A 16,249-nucleotide genomic window follows, 5' to 3' on the forward strand; every position below is an offset into this window, starting at 1 on the left:
AGGAGGACCTATGCTTAAACAAGTCATCGTCGTAGAAGGAAAATCTGATATACAACGTATTGCACAAGCCGTGGAAGCAGACTGTATTGCTACAGAGGGTTTTACACTTCGTAAAGGTGTTATTGATATGATTCGTGTAGCTTATGAAAAGCGAGGTATTATCATATTAACCGATCCTGATACAGCAGGGGAGAGAATTCGTCGTGTATTAACAAAAAAATTCCCTAATGCACAGCATGCTTTTGTCCCTCGTGATGAAGCTTTTGCAAATGATGATATTGGCATAGAACAAGCATCTCCAGAATCCATTAGAAAGGCTTTATCCACATTACATGTAGAATCCTTGGAATCATCTAACGAATTTTCTATGGTAGATCTAGTTCGTCATGGGTTATCAGGTATGCCTGATAGTGCTGCTCGCCGTGCGGTTATTGGGGCTAAGTTAGGCATTGGTTATGGCAATGGGAAACAGTTTTTATACCGTTTAAATCACTACAGTATAAGTCGAGATGCTTTTGAAGAGGCTGTAAATAGTTAAAATAGGAGTTAAGATGTTAGAATCAGTAATTGCAAGCCCTGAGGTAGTGCATTATATATGTAAACGCTTCGATATTAAAATGAGTAAGAAATTAGGGCAGAACTTTCTTATTAAGAGAGGTATTGTAGACGAAATTGTACATGCTGCGGAATTGACACCTGGTGAACCTGTACTAGAGGTAGGTCCTGGTATTGGCACATTGACACAGGGGTTAGCACAAAGTGGTGCTGATGTAACGGCCATTGAGTTAGACCGTCGCTTATTAGAGGTTCTAGATACTACATTGGCTTCCTATGACAATGTACGTATTGTCCATGGGGATGTGTTGAAACTCGATGTGCCAACCATTATGAACCATAAACCATTTAAAGTGGTTGCTAATTTGCCATACTATATTACAACACCTATTATTATGTCTCTATTGGAAAGTAAATTACCCATAGAACGCCTTGTTGTAATGGTGCAAAAAGAGGTGGCCTTGCGTATGGTGGCTAAGCCAGGTACAAAGGATTATGGTGCATTGTCTGTAGCTGTACAGTACTATACTGAGCCTGATATTGTACTTGATGTACCGCCTAAATCTTTCTTACCGGCTCCAGCTGTAACGAGCTCTGTTATTCGTTGTGTATTGCGTGACAAGCCTCCTGTTGATGTTATTGATGAGAAACTATTCTTCCGAGTGGTGAAAGCTGGTTTTGCACAACGACGGAAAACATTTGCTAATACAATGAAAACAACGGGCTTATCAAAAGATAGAATCGAAGAGCTGTTAGCAAAAGCGAATATCGATGGTCAACGAAGAGGGGAAACATTTACCCTTCAAGAATTCGCCGATGTAGCTAATGCGTGGGCTTCTTTAATTAAATAGTACAATGTAAAAAGAGCTTATTAGATTGATAGTATCATTCTAATAAGCTCTTTTATGTTGATAGGCTCTTATTATGTTAATAAATTGTGGCATAAAAAAAGGACCCAAACGGGTCCTTTTGGTTTAGTAAAGAATGCCAGCCATTGTTGTAATAAGGAAAGCATTTGCAAAGTCAATTAAGAATGCACCTACCAAGGAAACTACGAGCCATGCACGAGGGGATGGACCATGTTTACTTGCTAAGGATAACATATTAACCAATGCATTTGGTGTAGCGCCTAAGCCGAAGCCGATGGCACCAGAACCAAGCATAACTGCATCGTAGTTGCGACCAAATAGGAAGTAGATAAGGTATGCAAATACACAGATAAGTACCATTTGTGCAACTAAGATTGTAATAAGTGGTAAAGCAAGATCGATTAATTGAACTAGTTTCAAGCTATTGATAGCCATAGTTACGAATAGAGATAATGCTACATTGGATACTGCATCAAGAGCTGCATCGTTGATTTTGTAAGCTTTTGTGAAATCACCAAAGTTACGGATTACAGCTGCACAAATCATTGCGCCGATGTACGCAGGTAGTGGAGTTAAGATAGACAAACCAGCACTTACGATAGTACCGATACCTAATGCAAGGCCAATCCACATACAGATTGTTAAAAGGTCTTGAGAATTAAATTGTTTGCCACCACTTTCAACGTGATCTTCGATCATGTCGATGCCTTCATCTTCCATTAACTCAGGATTTTCGTAAGGTGTTTTAACTTTGTGCATTTTAATAATGCGTTCACCTACAGGAGCACCGAGAATTGTACCAGCTACCATGCCGAATGTTGCGGCTGCAACCGCTGCTGATGCTGTACCAGGGATACCAAGCAATTGTTCGTAATATGGGCCGAAGGCGCCAGCAGTACCAAGACCACCAATCATGGATACGGAACCAGCCATAATACCGATGATTGGTTCAATACCTAAAGCTTTAGCAATCATAATACCTGCTGTATTTTGTACAACAATCCATACTGCACAAGCGAGGAAGAAGAAGATAATGAAGATACCGCCTTTTTTGAGGACTTTCAAAGAAGCCATCAAACCGATAGTGGTAAAGAAGGCAAGCATTAAGAATGTTTGTAGGGAACCTTCAAAGGTAATGTTCAAAATCTTGTAGTAAGAAAGAATGGCAGTTAAGAATGCAAATGGCAAAGCCCCTACAGCTGGTGCAGGCATACACATACGTTGTAAGAACTTGGAATGCTTGTTAATCCAAGTACCAATGAATAACGTGATTACAGCGAGGCCTACAGTTTGAATCATGGACAGTTTCAAGGTCCATACATCGTTGACTAACGCTAAGTCAATAAGTGGCATAAAATCACTCCTTTAAAATAAAAAATAAAACTTATATTTTATGGTATCATGAATGGTCGAAAAAAACTATAGAATATATAAGGCATAATAATTATATATTATTTATTTTCAACACTCACAACAACAGTAAAACCATTAGGTTTTATATATCTATATTAGATATATATCTATTTATAATATATTTATATTATATACAAAAATACGAGAAAGTAATAGTATAAATCACTTCTCTACATAATCATACTATATGTATTCGACTAAATTCTGTGATTTTCCTGCCTATTATAAAAAAATAAACTGGAATATATTTCTAATTTTTATATATTGAGAAATATATTCCAGTTGTTATTATCTGAGGATTTATAGTGTGCTTAACTATTGAGGTTTGCAGTTAAGCCACTGTCTGCTACATAGTACATCTCGCATTTAGAAGTGCGAAGTATAGATTTAGAAAGATAAGCTATAAATGCCAATACTATAGTTCGTGATGAAGTTTTGGGGTTGTTAAGAATGTAACATCAGGATTACGCTCTTGAACCCAACCCATTTGCCATTCATTGGAGATAAGCACTACAGTACGATCGCGATTATCCTTAACAATCATCGCATTATCTACACCTTTTAAAGACGCAATATCTACTTCACCATCAATCCAACGGGCAACACTGTATGGCAATGTATTATTTAATAAATCAACACCATATTCATTTTTTAAACGGTATTCTAAAACTTCAAATTGAAGCATACCTACGGCACCAACTACGAAGGAGTCGAGGGCACCTGGTTGTTCAAAGATTTGAACTGCACCTTCTTGAGCCAATTGTGTCATGCCTTTTTGGAATTGCTTACGCTTCATAGTATCTTTTGGAGATACGCGGGCGAAGAATTCTGGTGGGAACACAGGGAAGTCACCAAATGTTACCTTGTGTTTTTGTGCACATAGTGTATCACCTACGCCCATTGTGCCAGCATCGAAGACACCGATAATATCACCGGGATATGCATCTTCTACGATGGTACGTTCGGTAGCCAAGAATTGTTGAGGCTGAGACAAGCGAATCGTTTTGTTAGATTGGCGATGCAATACGGACATACCCTTTTCGAATTTACCAGAGCAGATACGCATAAATACGATGCGGTCATGGTGATTAGGGTCCATATTCGCTTGAATTTTAAATACTAAAGCGGAGAAGTCTTCGCTCGTAGGTTGCACCATTTCTTCCACGGCTTGTCGTGGAGCAGGGGATGGAGCTAGTTCTAAGAATTTTTCTAAGAATGGTTTTACCCCAAAGTTAGTCATAGCAGAACCGAAGAACATTGGCGTTAATTCGCCTGCACGAACTTTATCAAAATCGAATGGATCGCCAGCAACGTCTAATAATTCGATATCATCAAGCAATGCTTGATATACATCGTCACCTAATAATTCTTTCATACGAGGATCAGTCAAAGCACCTTTTTCAGAGGCTAGCTTTTCTTGACCATGTGTTTCGTCTTTTGCGAAGAGCTCGATAGTTTCGTGTTCTCTATCGTATACGCCTTTGTATTCACCGTTGATACCAATTGGCCAGTTCATAGGGCATGTACGAATGCCAAGAACGTTTTCGATTTCTTCCATCAAGTCAAATGGGCTGCGACCGAAATGGTCAATTTTATTTACAAAGGTAAAGATAGGAATACCGCGTTCTTTAGATACGGCAAATAGTTTTTTCGTTTGTGCTTCGACACCTTTTGCAACGTCGATAAGCATGACAGCGCTATCGGCAGCCATCAATGTACGGTATGTATCTTCAGAGAAGTCTTGGTGACCAGGAGTATCAAGAATGTTGACACGACAGCCATCGTAGTCGAATTGCAATACGGAACTCGTTACGGAGATACCACGTTGTTTTTCGATTTCCATCCAGTCAGATACGGCGTGTTTTGCTGTTTTACGAGACTTAACGGACCCCGCTAAGTGAATGGCACCACCGTATAAAAGTAGTTTTTCTGTTAATGTAGTTTTACCCGCATCCGGGTGAGATATGATAGCAAACGTACGCCGACGTTGCACTTCTTCTAAAAATGTCATAGTTCACCTCTATTGTTTCGTTTGTGAAAGTTTTATTTTATTATACAATCTTCACACCATTCATATCTTTAAAATTATACATGATTTTGGTAGTTATGACCACTAAATTGTAGTATAATGAGATTTCAAAGAGCGGCTTGGGGAATAGCCGTTATTTTATGTTAAGGAGGGGGACCATGAGGTTATTTATTGCGGAAAAGCCATCCATGGCTCGCGAAATTAGTAAATGCTTGCCAGAAAATAAGAATATCCAAAAACGGAATGGCTATTTTATCCAAGGTGATGATGTGGTGACTTGGGTTGTAGGTCACGTATTACATCAAGCAGAACCTGGTGATTACGATGATAAATATATCCGCTGGCGCCCTCAAGATTTACCTATTGTGCCTGATGAGTGGAAATTACTCGTTACGGATAGTAGTCGTCAACAGTTTGAGACTGTAAAAGAATTGATTGGTAAAGCGGACATTATCGTAAACGCAGGTGACCCGGACAGGGAAGGGCAACTCTTGGTTGATGAGGTGTTATATTATGTAGGCAACACAAAGCCTGTACAACGTATCTTGCTAAATGCATTGGACGAAAAATCTGTTCGTGCCGCTTTAAATGATTTACGGGATAATAAAGACTTTCACAATCTATATCAATCTGCATTGGCTAGAGCACGTGCAGACTGGCTTATTGGCATGAATTTATCTCGTGCCTATACCTTATCGGAACGTTATAAAGGTAATAAAGTAACATTGCCTATCGGTCGTGTTAAGACTCCAACATTAGCCCTTGTAGTGCGCAGAGAGCGAGAACTAGCGGCCTTTAAACCGATCGATTATTTTACGTTAAAGGTTTTATATAATCATCCGAATGGTGTATTCTGGGCTACGTGGCAGCCTACAGACGAACAAAAGGGGCTTGACCCAGATGGACGCCTTATTAATAAAGCTATAGCCGATGAATTAGTTGAGCGCTTACAGACTGGTCCCGATGGAGTTATTAAAGCTGTTACAAAATCTAAAAAGAAAGATGTACAGCGTTTACCATTGTCTCTATCATCTTTACAGGTATTAGCTGGTAAAGCTTTTTCCTATGATCCGCAAACTGTACTTGATACAGCACAGAAACTATATGAAAAGAAATTGACTACGTACCCTCGTTCTGATTGTGAATATTTACCGCCAAATCAATATGGTGACCGCAATGCAATTCTCAATAATTTACAGAATGCAGGAGATGAAAGATTAGCACAGTGGGCTACCGATGCAGACCGCTCCATTAAGAGCCGCGCTTGGAATGAAAAGAAAATTACAGCCCATCATGCTATAATTCCTACGACTGTAGCGTGTAATATGAATAGCTTGTCTCGAGAGGAACGCAATATTTACTTCCTCATAAGTCAGGCCTATATTGCTCAATTTTATGGAGAGCACATTTATGAACAAACTAAAATCGTTGTGGAGCAATGTGAAGAAGAGTTTGTTGCCAATGGCCGTGTAGTTATAGACGAAGGATGGAAATTACTTTATAAACGACAAAAGTCTAAATCTGTAACAGATACTGATGAACCTGATTTAACTGATGAACGTGGCGCAGAAACGGACTCTAAAAAAGAGGCTATTGAAGAAACAGATCATTTGCCTGCTGTGAAGAAGAATGATTCTGTGCTTTACACGGATTCCTCTGTAGAGGCGAAGCAAACTAAGCCGCCTTCTCGCTTTACACCGTCTACGTTGTTACAAGCGATGAAGGAAATTCACAAGTTTGTAAAAAATGAAGATTTGAAAAAGCAATTAAAGGCGGTGTCTGGTATTGGTACAGAGGCGACTCGTGCTAATATTATTGACGAACTCATCAGTCGTGGCTTTATGAAAACATCTGGTAAGAAGCAAGTTCTATCACCGACAGAAACGGGCTATCTTTTAGTAGATGCGTTGCCTGATGAATTGTTATATCCTGATGAAACGGCTGTTTGGGAAGAACGCTTGGCCCTCATGAGTGAAGGGGAGGATACCTTAGATTCCTTCTTATCTGATCAAGTTAAGTTTTTGCAATTATTGATCGATAAGCTTGGCTTTGATAAACAGGTAAACTCTGGTCAGATGATGCCCAATGTAGTTCGTACCATAACGAATCAAAATCGGAAACGTCCAATGGATAATACTGATGTAGATCTATCTTCTTTGCCGGTCTGTCCTAAGTGTAATAAGGGCAGAATGCAACAACGTAATGGTAAATTTGGTGCTTTTTTAGGCTGTACTAATTATCCGGCTTGCAAACATACACAACCTGTTGAGGGGGATACTTCAAAGGGTGAAAGTAATATCACTGTGTCTGACGAAGATAAGCAATATAAATGCCCGCGATGTAAAGAAGGGTATTTTGTTAAACAAGAGGTGAGAGGACGTATTAACTGGATATGCAGTAATCGATCTCAATGCAAGACACAATGCTCCGATGTGAATGGAGTGCCAAGTATTTATGCTAATAAATAATAAGATGTATATTAGTTAAAATATAAATTAGTTAAGAATATAAAAAGACGCGTACAGATTTCTCTGTACGCGTCTTTAATTTTATCTACGTTTACCACGACGTCCTGTTTGGGATGTGGATGTACGGCGTTGGCGTGTATTAGCGCCTTTGTGGCCACGAGCTTTATGAGCTTTAGCCTTTGTAGATTGATAGGAACTTGTAATCTTAGGTTTGCCAGATGACTTTGCACGTTTAGGTGCCGCACTTGCATTACCTTTAGTCTTAATTTGTCCATCTTTAGTGTATTTAGTAAGCGTTGCTTGGATGGCGCGCTCAATGCGACGTAACCAAGATTCATCTTGCGGCGTAGCAAATGTAACGGCCACACCAGAGTTGCCTGCACGACCAGTACGGCCAATACGGTGGATATAGTAATCTACGTCACGTGGTACGTCGTAGTTATAAACATGTGTAATGCCTTCAATGTCAATACCGCGAGCTGCAATATCTGTTGCTACTAAGATTTGTGTTTTAGCCTTTGCGAAATCACGTAATATTTGAGTGCGTCGACCTTGTGTCAAATCGCCATGCATTTCAGCAATATTTAGGCCTGCTGCAGTTAACTCATAGGATAAGCGAACAGCACCTTCACGCTTATTACAGAACACAATTGCTAAGAATGGGTTGTCTTCTTCGATCATTTTGATGAGACGTTGCGTTTTTTCTTCTGGGTTCATCATGTATACGCGTTGATCGATTGATTCAAGTGTAACATGTTTACCCTCAGCTGTTACAGAAGCTGGTTTAGACATATACGCTTTTGCAAGATTTCTAATCTTATCAGGAATCGTTGCAGAGAATAATAGAAGTTGTCTGTTTGCATCTGTTTGGCTAATGAGGTTTTCAATGTCTGGTAAGAAACCCATATGAAGCATTTGGTCAGCTTCATCGAGTACGACACGACGGATACAATCTAAGTGGAGTGAACCCCGTTTAGCATGGTCTAATAGGCGACCAGGCGTACCTAAGATAACTTGCGGACGGCGTCCTAATTGTTGTAACTGGGCTTCAATCGTTTTACCGCCGATAAGAGGAAGAATGTCTACATTTAAAATAGAACCTATTTCTTTTGCTTCATCGGAGATTTGTTTTACAAGCTCACGGGTAGGTGCAATAATGAGCACTTGTTCTTGATGCACATCGGTGTGAACACGTTGCAGAATCGGCAGTAAGAAGGCTAATGTTTTGCCTGTGCCTGTTTGAGCTTTTGCTATAACATCATTCCCTTTAAATACGACAGGAATGGCTTGTTCTTGAATTGGAGTTGGCTCCTTGATACCTTGTTTTTGAAGGGCTTGGATGAGTTCATCACAAACGCCTAGAGATTTAAAAGATTTCATGGATCGTCCTTTCTATAATACATATTATATTAATTATACCTTATGCACATAGTAGGGGCAAATAAATTGAATCATTACATAGAGTACTAATTTTATATGGCTAATTTTACATGGCACTATAGTAAATTTGTAAAACTAATGATGCGATTGTTGAAGATACTAATTGATAATAAATTGAGAAATGACGATTTGAATAAATGTTTATGAGAATAAAAAACATTAAAATATTCATATTAAAATAAAATTTAAAAACATAAATGAGAATGATTAAATTATCAATAATGATTATCTTAGTAGTGATTCTTATTTTTTAGGTGTTCTTTTTTATTGGTGACAGCGCGAATAACACCATACCTCATAGGGTTTTATGAGGGATTAATAAATCAATTCTCATATTTAATATGAGAAAAAAATATATATATGAGATATAAAATCACCATAAAAATGATAATAATTGTTGAAATTCCTAATTAGTTTGGTATAATAATTTAAGATATTAATACGCATTATTACTTGGTGTGTTTAATATGAGGTTGTTAGGTACAATAATTAGGAGGTGTCGTATGGCTATCAAAAAGTTAAAAGACATGAAACCAGGTGAGTCTGGTCTTATTGTTGCACTACATGGCAGTGGCAATGTTAAGCATCGTCTAATTGACATGGGTCTTGTAAATGGTACAAAAATCCATGTTATGAAGTTTGCCCCTTTGGGGGATCCGGTGGAAATCAAAGTAAAAAACTTTGAATTAGCACTTCGTACAAGCGAAGCTGGCATGATTGATGTAGAGGTTCAATAGGAGGTTCACATGGCAGAAAATGGGCAAATTCGCATTGCCTTAGCAGGTAACCCTAACTGTGGTAAAACTACAATGTTTAACAATATCACAGGGGCGAAGCAACACGTTGGTAACTATGCCGGCGTTACAGTAGAAAAAAAGGAAGGCCATACGAACTTTGATGGCCATGAGTTATTGTTTATTGACTTACCAGGTACATATAGCTTAACTGCACGTTCCTTGGATGAGTTAGTAGCGCGTAATGTTATCGTAAATGATAACCCAGATGTTATTGTTAATGTTCTTGATGCATCTAACTTGGAACGTAACTTATATTTAGCTGCACAATTATTGGAACTTGAAAAGCCAATGGTTATTGCTCTAAACATGGCTGACGTTGCTGAAGAAATGGGCATCAAATACGACCTAAAAAAAATGGCAGAAATGACAGGGGCTACAATTGTTAGCACAGTAGGTCGTACAAACATTGGTACAAAAGACTTGTTAGAAGCAACAATTAGTGTAGCTGCTTCTCAAAAAGCTCCTGGTGTAACAATTAACTATGGTGATTTGTTAGAAGGTAAAATTAGTGAGCTTGTAGAATTGCTAAAACAAGCGGGCACTGTTACATATCCACTTCGTTGGATTGCTGTTAAGTTGTTAGAAAAAGATGCTGACGTTATTGGCAAAGTTATGCGCTTTGATAATACGGAAGCTGTTATTCAAAAGGCTGAAGCTATTCGTGAAGAAATTAAGGATCAAGTTGATCTTGATATTGTCTTCCAAGAATATCGTCACCGCTTTGCAGTAGAAGTATATAATACATGTTTAACACAAGCGCCAACTCAATTGGAAACACGCTCTGACCGTTACGACAAAATCTTAACGCATCGAATTTGGGGCTTACCAATCTTCATGGTTGTTATGTACTTATTGTTTGCGTTCGTTAACTTCGTTGGTGGTATTCCTCAAGGTTGGATCGAGGATGGTTTCGCTGCATTACAAGCTTATGCGGTTCAGACTATTCCAGAGGGCCAATTACAGTCACTCGTATCTGATGGTATTATTGCCGGCGTAGGTGCGGTACTTTCATTCTTGCCATTAATTTTATTACTCTTCCTTGGCATTTCTTTCTTGGAAGATACTGGTTACATGGCTCGTGCAGCCTTCGTTATTGACCGTGTAATGCGCGCATGTGGCTTGCATGGTAAATCCTTTATTCCTTTGCTATTGGGATTTGGTTGTTCCGTACCATCTGTAATGGGCGCTCGTATCCTTGATAATTATAAGGATCGAATGGTTACTATTTTGATTACACCATTCATGAGTTGTTCTGCTCGTTTACCAGTATATATCTTATTTGCAAATGCGTTCTTCCCAAATGGTTGGGATAGTACTTTAGTTGTATTCTCTGTATACTTCTTGGGTATCATCTTCGGTATTATCTTTGCAAAAATCTTCCGCAAATTCCTATTTGCTGGTGAAGCTGAACCATTTGTAATGGAATTACCTCCATATCATTTGCCTACATTGAAAGCTACTTGGATGCATATGTACGAACGTGCTAAATTGTACATCATTAAAGCTGGTACTTTCATTATGGCCGCATCTATCTTGATTTGGTTCATTACTGCATATCCTATGGATGTTGAATACTCCAAAGATTATGATGCAGTGAAAGAACAAGTTGCTCAAGAGTATGAAGTGAAAGATGCTGCTACATTAGCTCAATTTGGCATCACTACAGATGATCAAAAAGAGGCAGTAGATAAAATTGTAGAAGATATGAAAACTACAGTACAAGATGCTACTGATGCGGCTAAAAATGCGGGAGAAGATGAACCTGAAATAGCGGTTGAAGAAGATTCTGAAGCACCTGAATTATTTAATGATATTAAAGATGAAAACCAAAAATTGTTCCCTGCAGCATGGGCTATGTACAAAAATAGTGCTAACCTAGATGCTGAAAATGACAAACTTGATAAAGAACAAGCTTCTGAAAAAATTGAACAGTCCTATGCAGCATCCTTTGGTAAAGCAATCAACCCAGTTCTTGAACCATTGGGCTTCGACTGGAAAATGGGCTTATCTCTCGTAGCTGGTTTAGCGGCTAAAGAGGTAGTAATTTCTACATTGGGTACAGTATATGCAGTAGGTGGTGATGATAAAAATCCAGCTCCATTGACTGATTACTTACAAAATGATCCAAACTTCTCACCATTGATTGCATTAACAATGATGTTGTTCGTATTAATTTACCCACCTTGTTTGGCAACATTAGCTGTTATCAAACGTGAAACAGGTTCTTGGAAATGGGTTGCATTCATGTTCTGCTATGAAAATACATTTGCATGGATTGCATGTTTCATCTTCTATAACATTGGTCGCGCATTAGGTTTCTAATCTAGAGTCGCTAAATAGGAGAGTTTAGCCACTTTTAGATTCTTTAAACAAAAATGAATAGAAAAAATGCGATTTTGTTATAAGTAATTTAGAAATAATACTTGATAATTATCAATATTCGTGGTTAAATGATAATGAGAAAAGGGAAATATCCTTTAGATATTGCTTTTATCTTGTTTATCACTAAGACACATATTGTAATTTAGTAGATATTGAGAAAGAGGCATAATAATGGATAATCTTGTTATAGGACTCATAGTTGTATTAGCAATAGCTTATATCGGTAATAAATTTTACAAACAAATGTCTGGTAAAGGTGGCTGCGGCTGTGGTGGCGGTAGCTCCAAGTCTGGCTCTAAAAAATCTTCTGGTTGCGGTGGTAACTGCAGCTGTGATGGTTCCAATAAAGCACTAGGCATTAAACGTACTGCTAAGTAAGCTAATACGAATTCTGAATTTGAATGAGGGGTCTCTATAATGGGCTCCTCTTTTCAAATATAGTAATTAAATTTTTTATCATATTTAGTAGAAAGGAATATTATCATGTTCAACATCGATCAAAAAAATCTTAAAAACGCTAACTTATTCGCAGCAGGTCTTGCATTGGGTACTGTAGGTCTTAAAGTATTAACTTCTAAAGATGCTAAAAAAGTATATGCTGGTATCGTAGCAGCTGGTCTTCGCGCTAAAGAAACTGTATTAGAAACAGCTGAAAAAGTACAAGCATCCGCATCTGATGTATTGGCAGAAGCTCAAGAAATCAACGAAGCACGCAACGAAGAAATCTTTGAAGAAAACAAATAATTAGAGGATTGCACATATGTTACAATTTTCTGTAGTAAAAAAACTCAGAAATCGCTTGCATGTTAAGGTAACTGGTCATCACTTTACAGAGGCTGAAGCAGCTTATGTAGAGGATACATTACTCCTTAATGATGCAATTGTAGATGTAACCTTCTACACTCGTAGCAGTCAAATCGCCATTAAACATACTGGCGATGTTGATGCTGTGCGTGATGCAGTGCTAGGTCTACGCGATTTAGACTTGTCTGAAGCTCCTGCTTTAAACGAATATTCTCCTCGCTTGGTAAATAAAAAATACCGTGAAATGATGATCAACCGTACTGCACTTTACTTAGGTAAAAAAGCAGTGCTTCCTGCGCCTATTGCAGCTGCATGGGCTTGGTTTGATGGTATTAAATTTATTGGTAAGGCTATTAAAACATTGTGGCAACGTAAGTTAACTGTCGAAGTACTTGATGGTGTAGCTATTGGTGCTGCATTACTTCAAAAGGATTACCCTACAGCTGGCGCTGTTATGTACCTATTAGGTATTGGTGATATCTTAGAAGAATGGACTCACCGTAAATCTGTATTAAATCTCGCTCAAAGCATGTCCTTGAACGTAGATAAAGTATGGGTTTTAGTTGATGACATTGAAGTGAGCAAGCCAGTTAACGAAGTTGTGGCAGGTGATCAAATTATTATTCGCCAAGGCGAAGTGATTCCATTGGATGGCGTCGTTATCGATGGTGTTGTTCTTGTTAATGAAAGCTCCATGACTGGTGAACCAGAAGCGGTTCGTCGCGATCAAGACAGTTCTGTATATGCAGGTACTGTTGTTGAAGACGGTAAAGCTATTGTAGAAGTACGTAGCACATCCAAAACATCTCGTTACGAAAAAATCGTTAACCTCATTGAAGAGTCTGAACAAATGAAATCCGGTATGGAACAACAAGCATACCGCATGGCAGATAAATTAGTTCCAATTAGCTTTATTGGTGCTGGTTTAACATATTTGTTGACTCGAAATGTAATGAAAGCATTGTCTTTCGTTATGGTTGACTTCTCTTGTGCTCTAAAATTATCCATTCCATTAGCAGTACTTTCCGCTATGCAAGAAGCATCTAAACGCGGTATCACTGTTAAAGGTGGTAAGTTCTTAGAACAAATTGCACAAGCAGATATGATTGTGTTCGATAAAACTGGTACTCTTACAAAAGCAGAACCTGAGTTTGAACAAATCATCCCGTTCAACGGTCATGATGCAGATGAAATGTTGAAATTAGCTGCATGTATTGAGGAACATTTCCCTCACTCCATGGCAAAAGCAATTGTACGCGCTGCTAAGGATCATGACTTGCCTCACAAGGAAATGCACTCCGACGTAGAATACGTTGTAGCTCATGGTATTGCATCTAAAGTTGGTCGCTACCGTGTACGCATTGGTAGTGCTCACTACATCTTTGATGATGAAAAGACAAAAATTCCTGCAGATGAACAAGAAAAATTCAACAATTTACCAAATTCATCTTCCCATATTTACCTCGCTATTGGAGGTACACTAGCAGCGGTTATTTGTATTAAAGACCCTGTTCGTGAGGAAGCAAAACAAGTTATAGCTGATTTACACACTTTGGGTATTAAAAAGGTTGTCATGATGACTGGCGACTCCAAACGTAATGCACAACGTGTAGCTGACGAACTCGGCATCGATGAATTGCATGCTGAAGTATTGCCAGAAGATAAAGCGGCTTATGTAAAACAAGCAAAAGCTGAAGGCTATACTGTTATGATGGTAGGGGATGGTATTAACGATTCCCCAGCAATTTCTGAAGCACATGTTGGTATCGCTATGAATGAAGGCGCTCCAATTGCTCAAAAAATTGCAAATGTTACTATTTCTTCCGACCATCTACAAGCTCTTGTAGATTTACGCCGCATTTCTATGGCATTGATGAAACGCATCAAAGCAAATTACAATGGTATCGTTGGTTTCAATGGTGCTCTTGTAGGTGGTGGTGTACTCGGTATTATGCCGCCAAGCCAAACAGCATGGTTGCATAATCTATTCACATTGGGTATCGGCTTAGAAAGCATGACTCCATTGTTGAAAAAAGAAGAACCAAAGGAAACTGTTCCTACAATTGATGTAACAGCTGACTCTGTAGTAGCTTAATTAGAAGCCTCCATATAAGGTATTCATTTACCTGTATGGAGGTTTTTCTTTTTTGATGACATTTATCTATGATTATTGTAAAATACAAAGAGATTACATATCATAGGAGATCTATATGAACACATTAATGGATATTTGTAAAAGATCCGTTTATTTGAATCTATTTATCGTAGTAATTCCTATTATTGCATATATGATTCATAATGGATCAAGTGCTACCGTAGCACTTGTATGGTATTTACTTTTATCACTAATAATGCCTTTGGCATATTTATCGTTTAAAAGTAGTACCTTTGGAGATGGAAAATCGATTAGCCGTATTGCTTATGTTGTAAGTTGGATTATAATCCACGGCATTAGCTATAAAGGTATTTTTCTCGGTGTAGATTTATCGATGCTATGGAGCTGGCCTACAGCTGGCCGAGATGTAGCTTTTTTAGTAGCTATGTATATTGGTGTTACTATTAGCTTGATTTTTGCATATGGTCTTACTCGTTTAGTAGGAGGCCGTAATGAATAAGAATTTCTGGTTATTCACCGTCGTTTGTGCTTTATTTGTAAGTGCTGTAACGACAGTTCTTTCCTTGAGTGGCGCATTAGCATTACCAATATTAGTATTCCCTGTATTGTCTCTTGTAATACCTCTCATGGTACGAAGATTGAAGAATGCTAAATTTAATGACGATTTACCATTGAGTATGGGATATCATACGTATAGTTGGGCTTGGTGGACAGTATTTTCATTTCTTCATACGCCCTTTAGCTTTACTGCAGATAGTGGAATTGTAACAGCGTTGCTTCTTTTCGTGGTGTATTTTATAGTTCAAGTACTTATTGAACTTTGTGGGTTGCTAGCTACTAAGTTTTTCAATCGAAATCATCGATGGGGCATGGTAGATGAAGCCCTTGATATAATCGGGTATACTATACCAATCCCATTTTTATATATTGGTTCGCTTCTGTATATTGATTTACAGGATCCGATGGTATACTTCATGTATGCATCATCAATGAATGTAAATATACTGTTTGCAGAATTTGTGTTGTTGCTTATATCTTTATTGGTATTTGTATTTTATTTATACCCAAGAGAATTAGCCTATAAAGGTATACGATTATTTCGTATTGTTTTAACTGCTGGTTTATGGCTCGCTATGAATGCCCATATTTTATATGGTGGTTATATTCCAGAGTTTGTTTTATCTTTAGTTCCCACCGTTTTTCCAACGTATCAAGGTAATCCACTAGTGTTTGTTACCCCAACTTTGTTAGAAGCTGGTATGACAGGTGTAGCAGTGATTATAGGTGCATTGGTAGAGCGTGGTATTATTTCACGACGCCGTGAACGTATTTAATTTCTAGTTTCGACTTATATCCGTAAGGAATGAGAACGAAGG

13 protein-coding genes are annotated in these 16,249 nt (G+C 38.3%); 10 read left to right on the forward strand and 3 right to left on the reverse strand.

The annotated features are described in order from the left end of the window. Positions 1-10: 10 nt before the first annotated feature. Positions 11-538 (forward strand): ribonuclease M5, encoded by a 528-nt coding sequence (rnmV, locus tag VRHSUH10_RS00140; protein WP_105088976.1) that lies wholly within the window; start codon positions 11-13, stop codon positions 536-538. A 13-nt stretch (positions 539-551) separates the two neighbouring features. Then, the gene (gene rsmA, locus VRHSUH10_RS00145; protein ID WP_105088977.1) at positions 552-1,406 is read left to right on the forward strand and encodes a 16S rRNA (adenine(1518)-N(6)/adenine(1519)-N(6))-dimethyltransferase RsmA; all 855 of its coding nucleotides are present in this window, start codon (positions 552-554) and stop codon (positions 1,404-1,406) included. A gap of 123 nt (positions 1,407-1,529) precedes the next feature. Here rsmA and VRHSUH10_RS00150 read toward each other — a convergent pair whose 3' ends face one another. Both VRHSUH10_RS00150 and VRHSUH10_RS00155 read right to left on the reverse strand, forming a co-directional pair. Continuing rightward, positions 1,530-2,777, reverse strand: a complete 1,248-nt coding sequence (locus VRHSUH10_RS00150; RefSeq protein WP_005387098.1) for a sodium/glutamate symporter — start codon at positions 2,775-2,777, stop codon at positions 1,530-1,532. A 475-nt stretch (positions 2,778-3,252) separates the two neighbouring features. Beyond that, complete coding sequence (locus tag VRHSUH10_RS00155; RefSeq protein WP_060924805.1) at positions 3,253-4,848, reverse strand: peptide chain release factor 3; 1,596 nt, start codon at positions 4,846-4,848, stop codon at positions 3,253-3,255. A 176-nt stretch (positions 4,849-5,024) separates the two neighbouring features. Here VRHSUH10_RS00155 and VRHSUH10_RS00160 point away from each other — a divergent pair, with 176 nt between their 5' ends. After that, positions 5,025-7,334: a DNA topoisomerase 3 gene (locus VRHSUH10_RS00160; RefSeq protein ID WP_105088978.1), complete on the forward strand. Its 2,310-nt coding sequence runs from the start codon at positions 5,025-5,027 to the stop codon at positions 7,332-7,334. A gap of 81 nt (positions 7,335-7,415) precedes the next feature. On the opposite strand, the gene VRHSUH10_RS00165 is transcribed toward VRHSUH10_RS00160, so the two are convergent. Continuing rightward, positions 7,416-8,714: a DEAD/DEAH box helicase gene (locus VRHSUH10_RS00165; protein WP_105088979.1), complete on the reverse strand. Its 1,299-nt coding sequence runs from the start codon at positions 8,712-8,714 to the stop codon at positions 7,416-7,418. Between the two features lie 563 nt (positions 8,715-9,277). Here VRHSUH10_RS00165 and VRHSUH10_RS00170 point away from each other — a divergent pair. The 7 genes from VRHSUH10_RS00170 to VRHSUH10_RS00200 all read left to right on the forward strand — a co-directional run bounded on the left by VRHSUH10_RS00170 (position 9,278) and on the right by VRHSUH10_RS00200 (position 16,207). Next, complete coding sequence (locus VRHSUH10_RS00170; RefSeq protein ID WP_004697076.1) at positions 9,278-9,511, forward strand: FeoA family protein; 234 nt, start codon at positions 9,278-9,280, stop codon at positions 9,509-9,511. Between the two features lie 9 nt (positions 9,512-9,520). After that, positions 9,521-11,893, forward strand: a complete 2,373-nt coding sequence (feoB, locus tag VRHSUH10_RS00175) for a ferrous iron transport protein B (protein ID WP_105088980.1) — start codon at positions 9,521-9,523, stop codon at positions 11,891-11,893. 231 nt (positions 11,894-12,124) lie between these two features. After that, positions 12,125-12,331 carry a FeoB-associated Cys-rich membrane protein gene (locus VRHSUH10_RS00180; RefSeq protein ID WP_105088981.1) on the forward strand — a complete coding sequence of 69 codons (207 nt, stop codon included), beginning with the start codon at positions 12,125-12,127 and terminating at the stop codon, positions 12,329-12,331. 105 nt (positions 12,332-12,436) lie between these two features. Further along, on the forward strand, positions 12,437-12,697 hold the full coding sequence (locus tag VRHSUH10_RS00185; protein ID WP_004697111.1) for a DUF6110 family protein: 261 nt from the start codon (positions 12,437-12,439) through the stop codon (positions 12,695-12,697). 16 nt (positions 12,698-12,713) lie between these two features. After that, the gene (locus tag VRHSUH10_RS00190; RefSeq protein WP_105088982.1) at positions 12,714-14,852 is read left to right on the forward strand and encodes a heavy metal translocating P-type ATPase; all 2,139 of its coding nucleotides are present in this window, start codon (positions 12,714-12,716) and stop codon (positions 14,850-14,852) included. 115 nt (positions 14,853-14,967) lie between these two features. After that, positions 14,968-15,372, forward strand: coding sequence for a hypothetical protein (locus tag VRHSUH10_RS00195; protein WP_105088983.1), 405 nt, complete (start codon positions 14,968-14,970; stop codon positions 15,370-15,372). Continuing rightward, positions 15,365-16,207 carry a hypothetical protein gene (locus tag VRHSUH10_RS00200; protein WP_105088984.1) on the forward strand — a complete coding sequence of 281 codons (843 nt, stop codon included), beginning with the start codon at positions 15,365-15,367 and terminating at the stop codon, positions 16,205-16,207. The genes VRHSUH10_RS00195 and VRHSUH10_RS00200 overlap by 8 nt, the downstream gene beginning before the upstream one ends. Positions 16,208-16,249: the final 42 nt, after the last annotated feature.

It is taken from the genome of Veillonella sp. T11011-6, assembly GCF_002959755.1.
Lineage (GTDB): Bacteria > Bacillota > Negativicutes > Veillonellales > Veillonellaceae > Veillonella.

What these genes read in the sequence shown, in the direction of transcription:
- rnmV (WP_105088976.1), top strand. Translation starts at nt 11, where the DNA reads ATGCTTAAACAAGTCATCGTCGTAGAAGGAAAATCTGATATACAACGT.
- VRHSUH10_RS00150 (WP_005387098.1), bottom strand. Translation starts at nt 2,777, where the DNA reads ATGCCACTTATTGACTTAGCGTTAGTCAACGATGTATGGACCTTGAAA.
- feoB (WP_105088980.1), top strand. Translation starts at nt 9,521, where the DNA reads ATGGCAGAAAATGGGCAAATTCGCATTGCCTTAGCAGGTAACCCTAAC.
- VRHSUH10_RS00180 (WP_105088981.1), top strand. Translation starts at nt 12,125, where the DNA reads ATGGATAATCTTGTTATAGGACTCATAGTTGTATTAGCAATAGCTTAT.
- VRHSUH10_RS00170 (WP_004697076.1), top strand. Translation starts at nt 9,278, where the DNA reads ATGGCTATCAAAAAGTTAAAAGACATGAAACCAGGTGAGTCTGGTCTT.
- VRHSUH10_RS00195 (WP_105088983.1), top strand. Translation starts at nt 14,968, where the DNA reads ATGAACACATTAATGGATATTTGTAAAAGATCCGTTTATTTGAATCTA.
- VRHSUH10_RS00185 (WP_004697111.1), top strand. Translation starts at nt 12,437, where the DNA reads ATGTTCAACATCGATCAAAAAAATCTTAAAAACGCTAACTTATTCGCA.
- VRHSUH10_RS00155 (WP_060924805.1), bottom strand. Translation starts at nt 4,848, where the DNA reads ATGACATTTTTAGAAGAAGTGCAACGTCGGCGTACGTTTGCTATCATA.
- VRHSUH10_RS00160 (WP_105088978.1), top strand. Translation starts at nt 5,025, where the DNA reads ATGAGGTTATTTATTGCGGAAAAGCCATCCATGGCTCGCGAAATTAGT.
- VRHSUH10_RS00190 (WP_105088982.1), top strand. Translation starts at nt 12,714, where the DNA reads ATGTTACAATTTTCTGTAGTAAAAAAACTCAGAAATCGCTTGCATGTT.
- rsmA (WP_105088977.1), top strand. Translation starts at nt 552, where the DNA reads ATGTTAGAATCAGTAATTGCAAGCCCTGAGGTAGTGCATTATATATGT.
- VRHSUH10_RS00165 (WP_105088979.1), bottom strand. Translation starts at nt 8,714, where the DNA reads ATGAAATCTTTTAAATCTCTAGGCGTTTGTGATGAACTCATCCAAGCC.
- VRHSUH10_RS00200 (WP_105088984.1), top strand. Translation starts at nt 15,365, where the DNA reads ATGAATAAGAATTTCTGGTTATTCACCGTCGTTTGTGCTTTATTTGTA.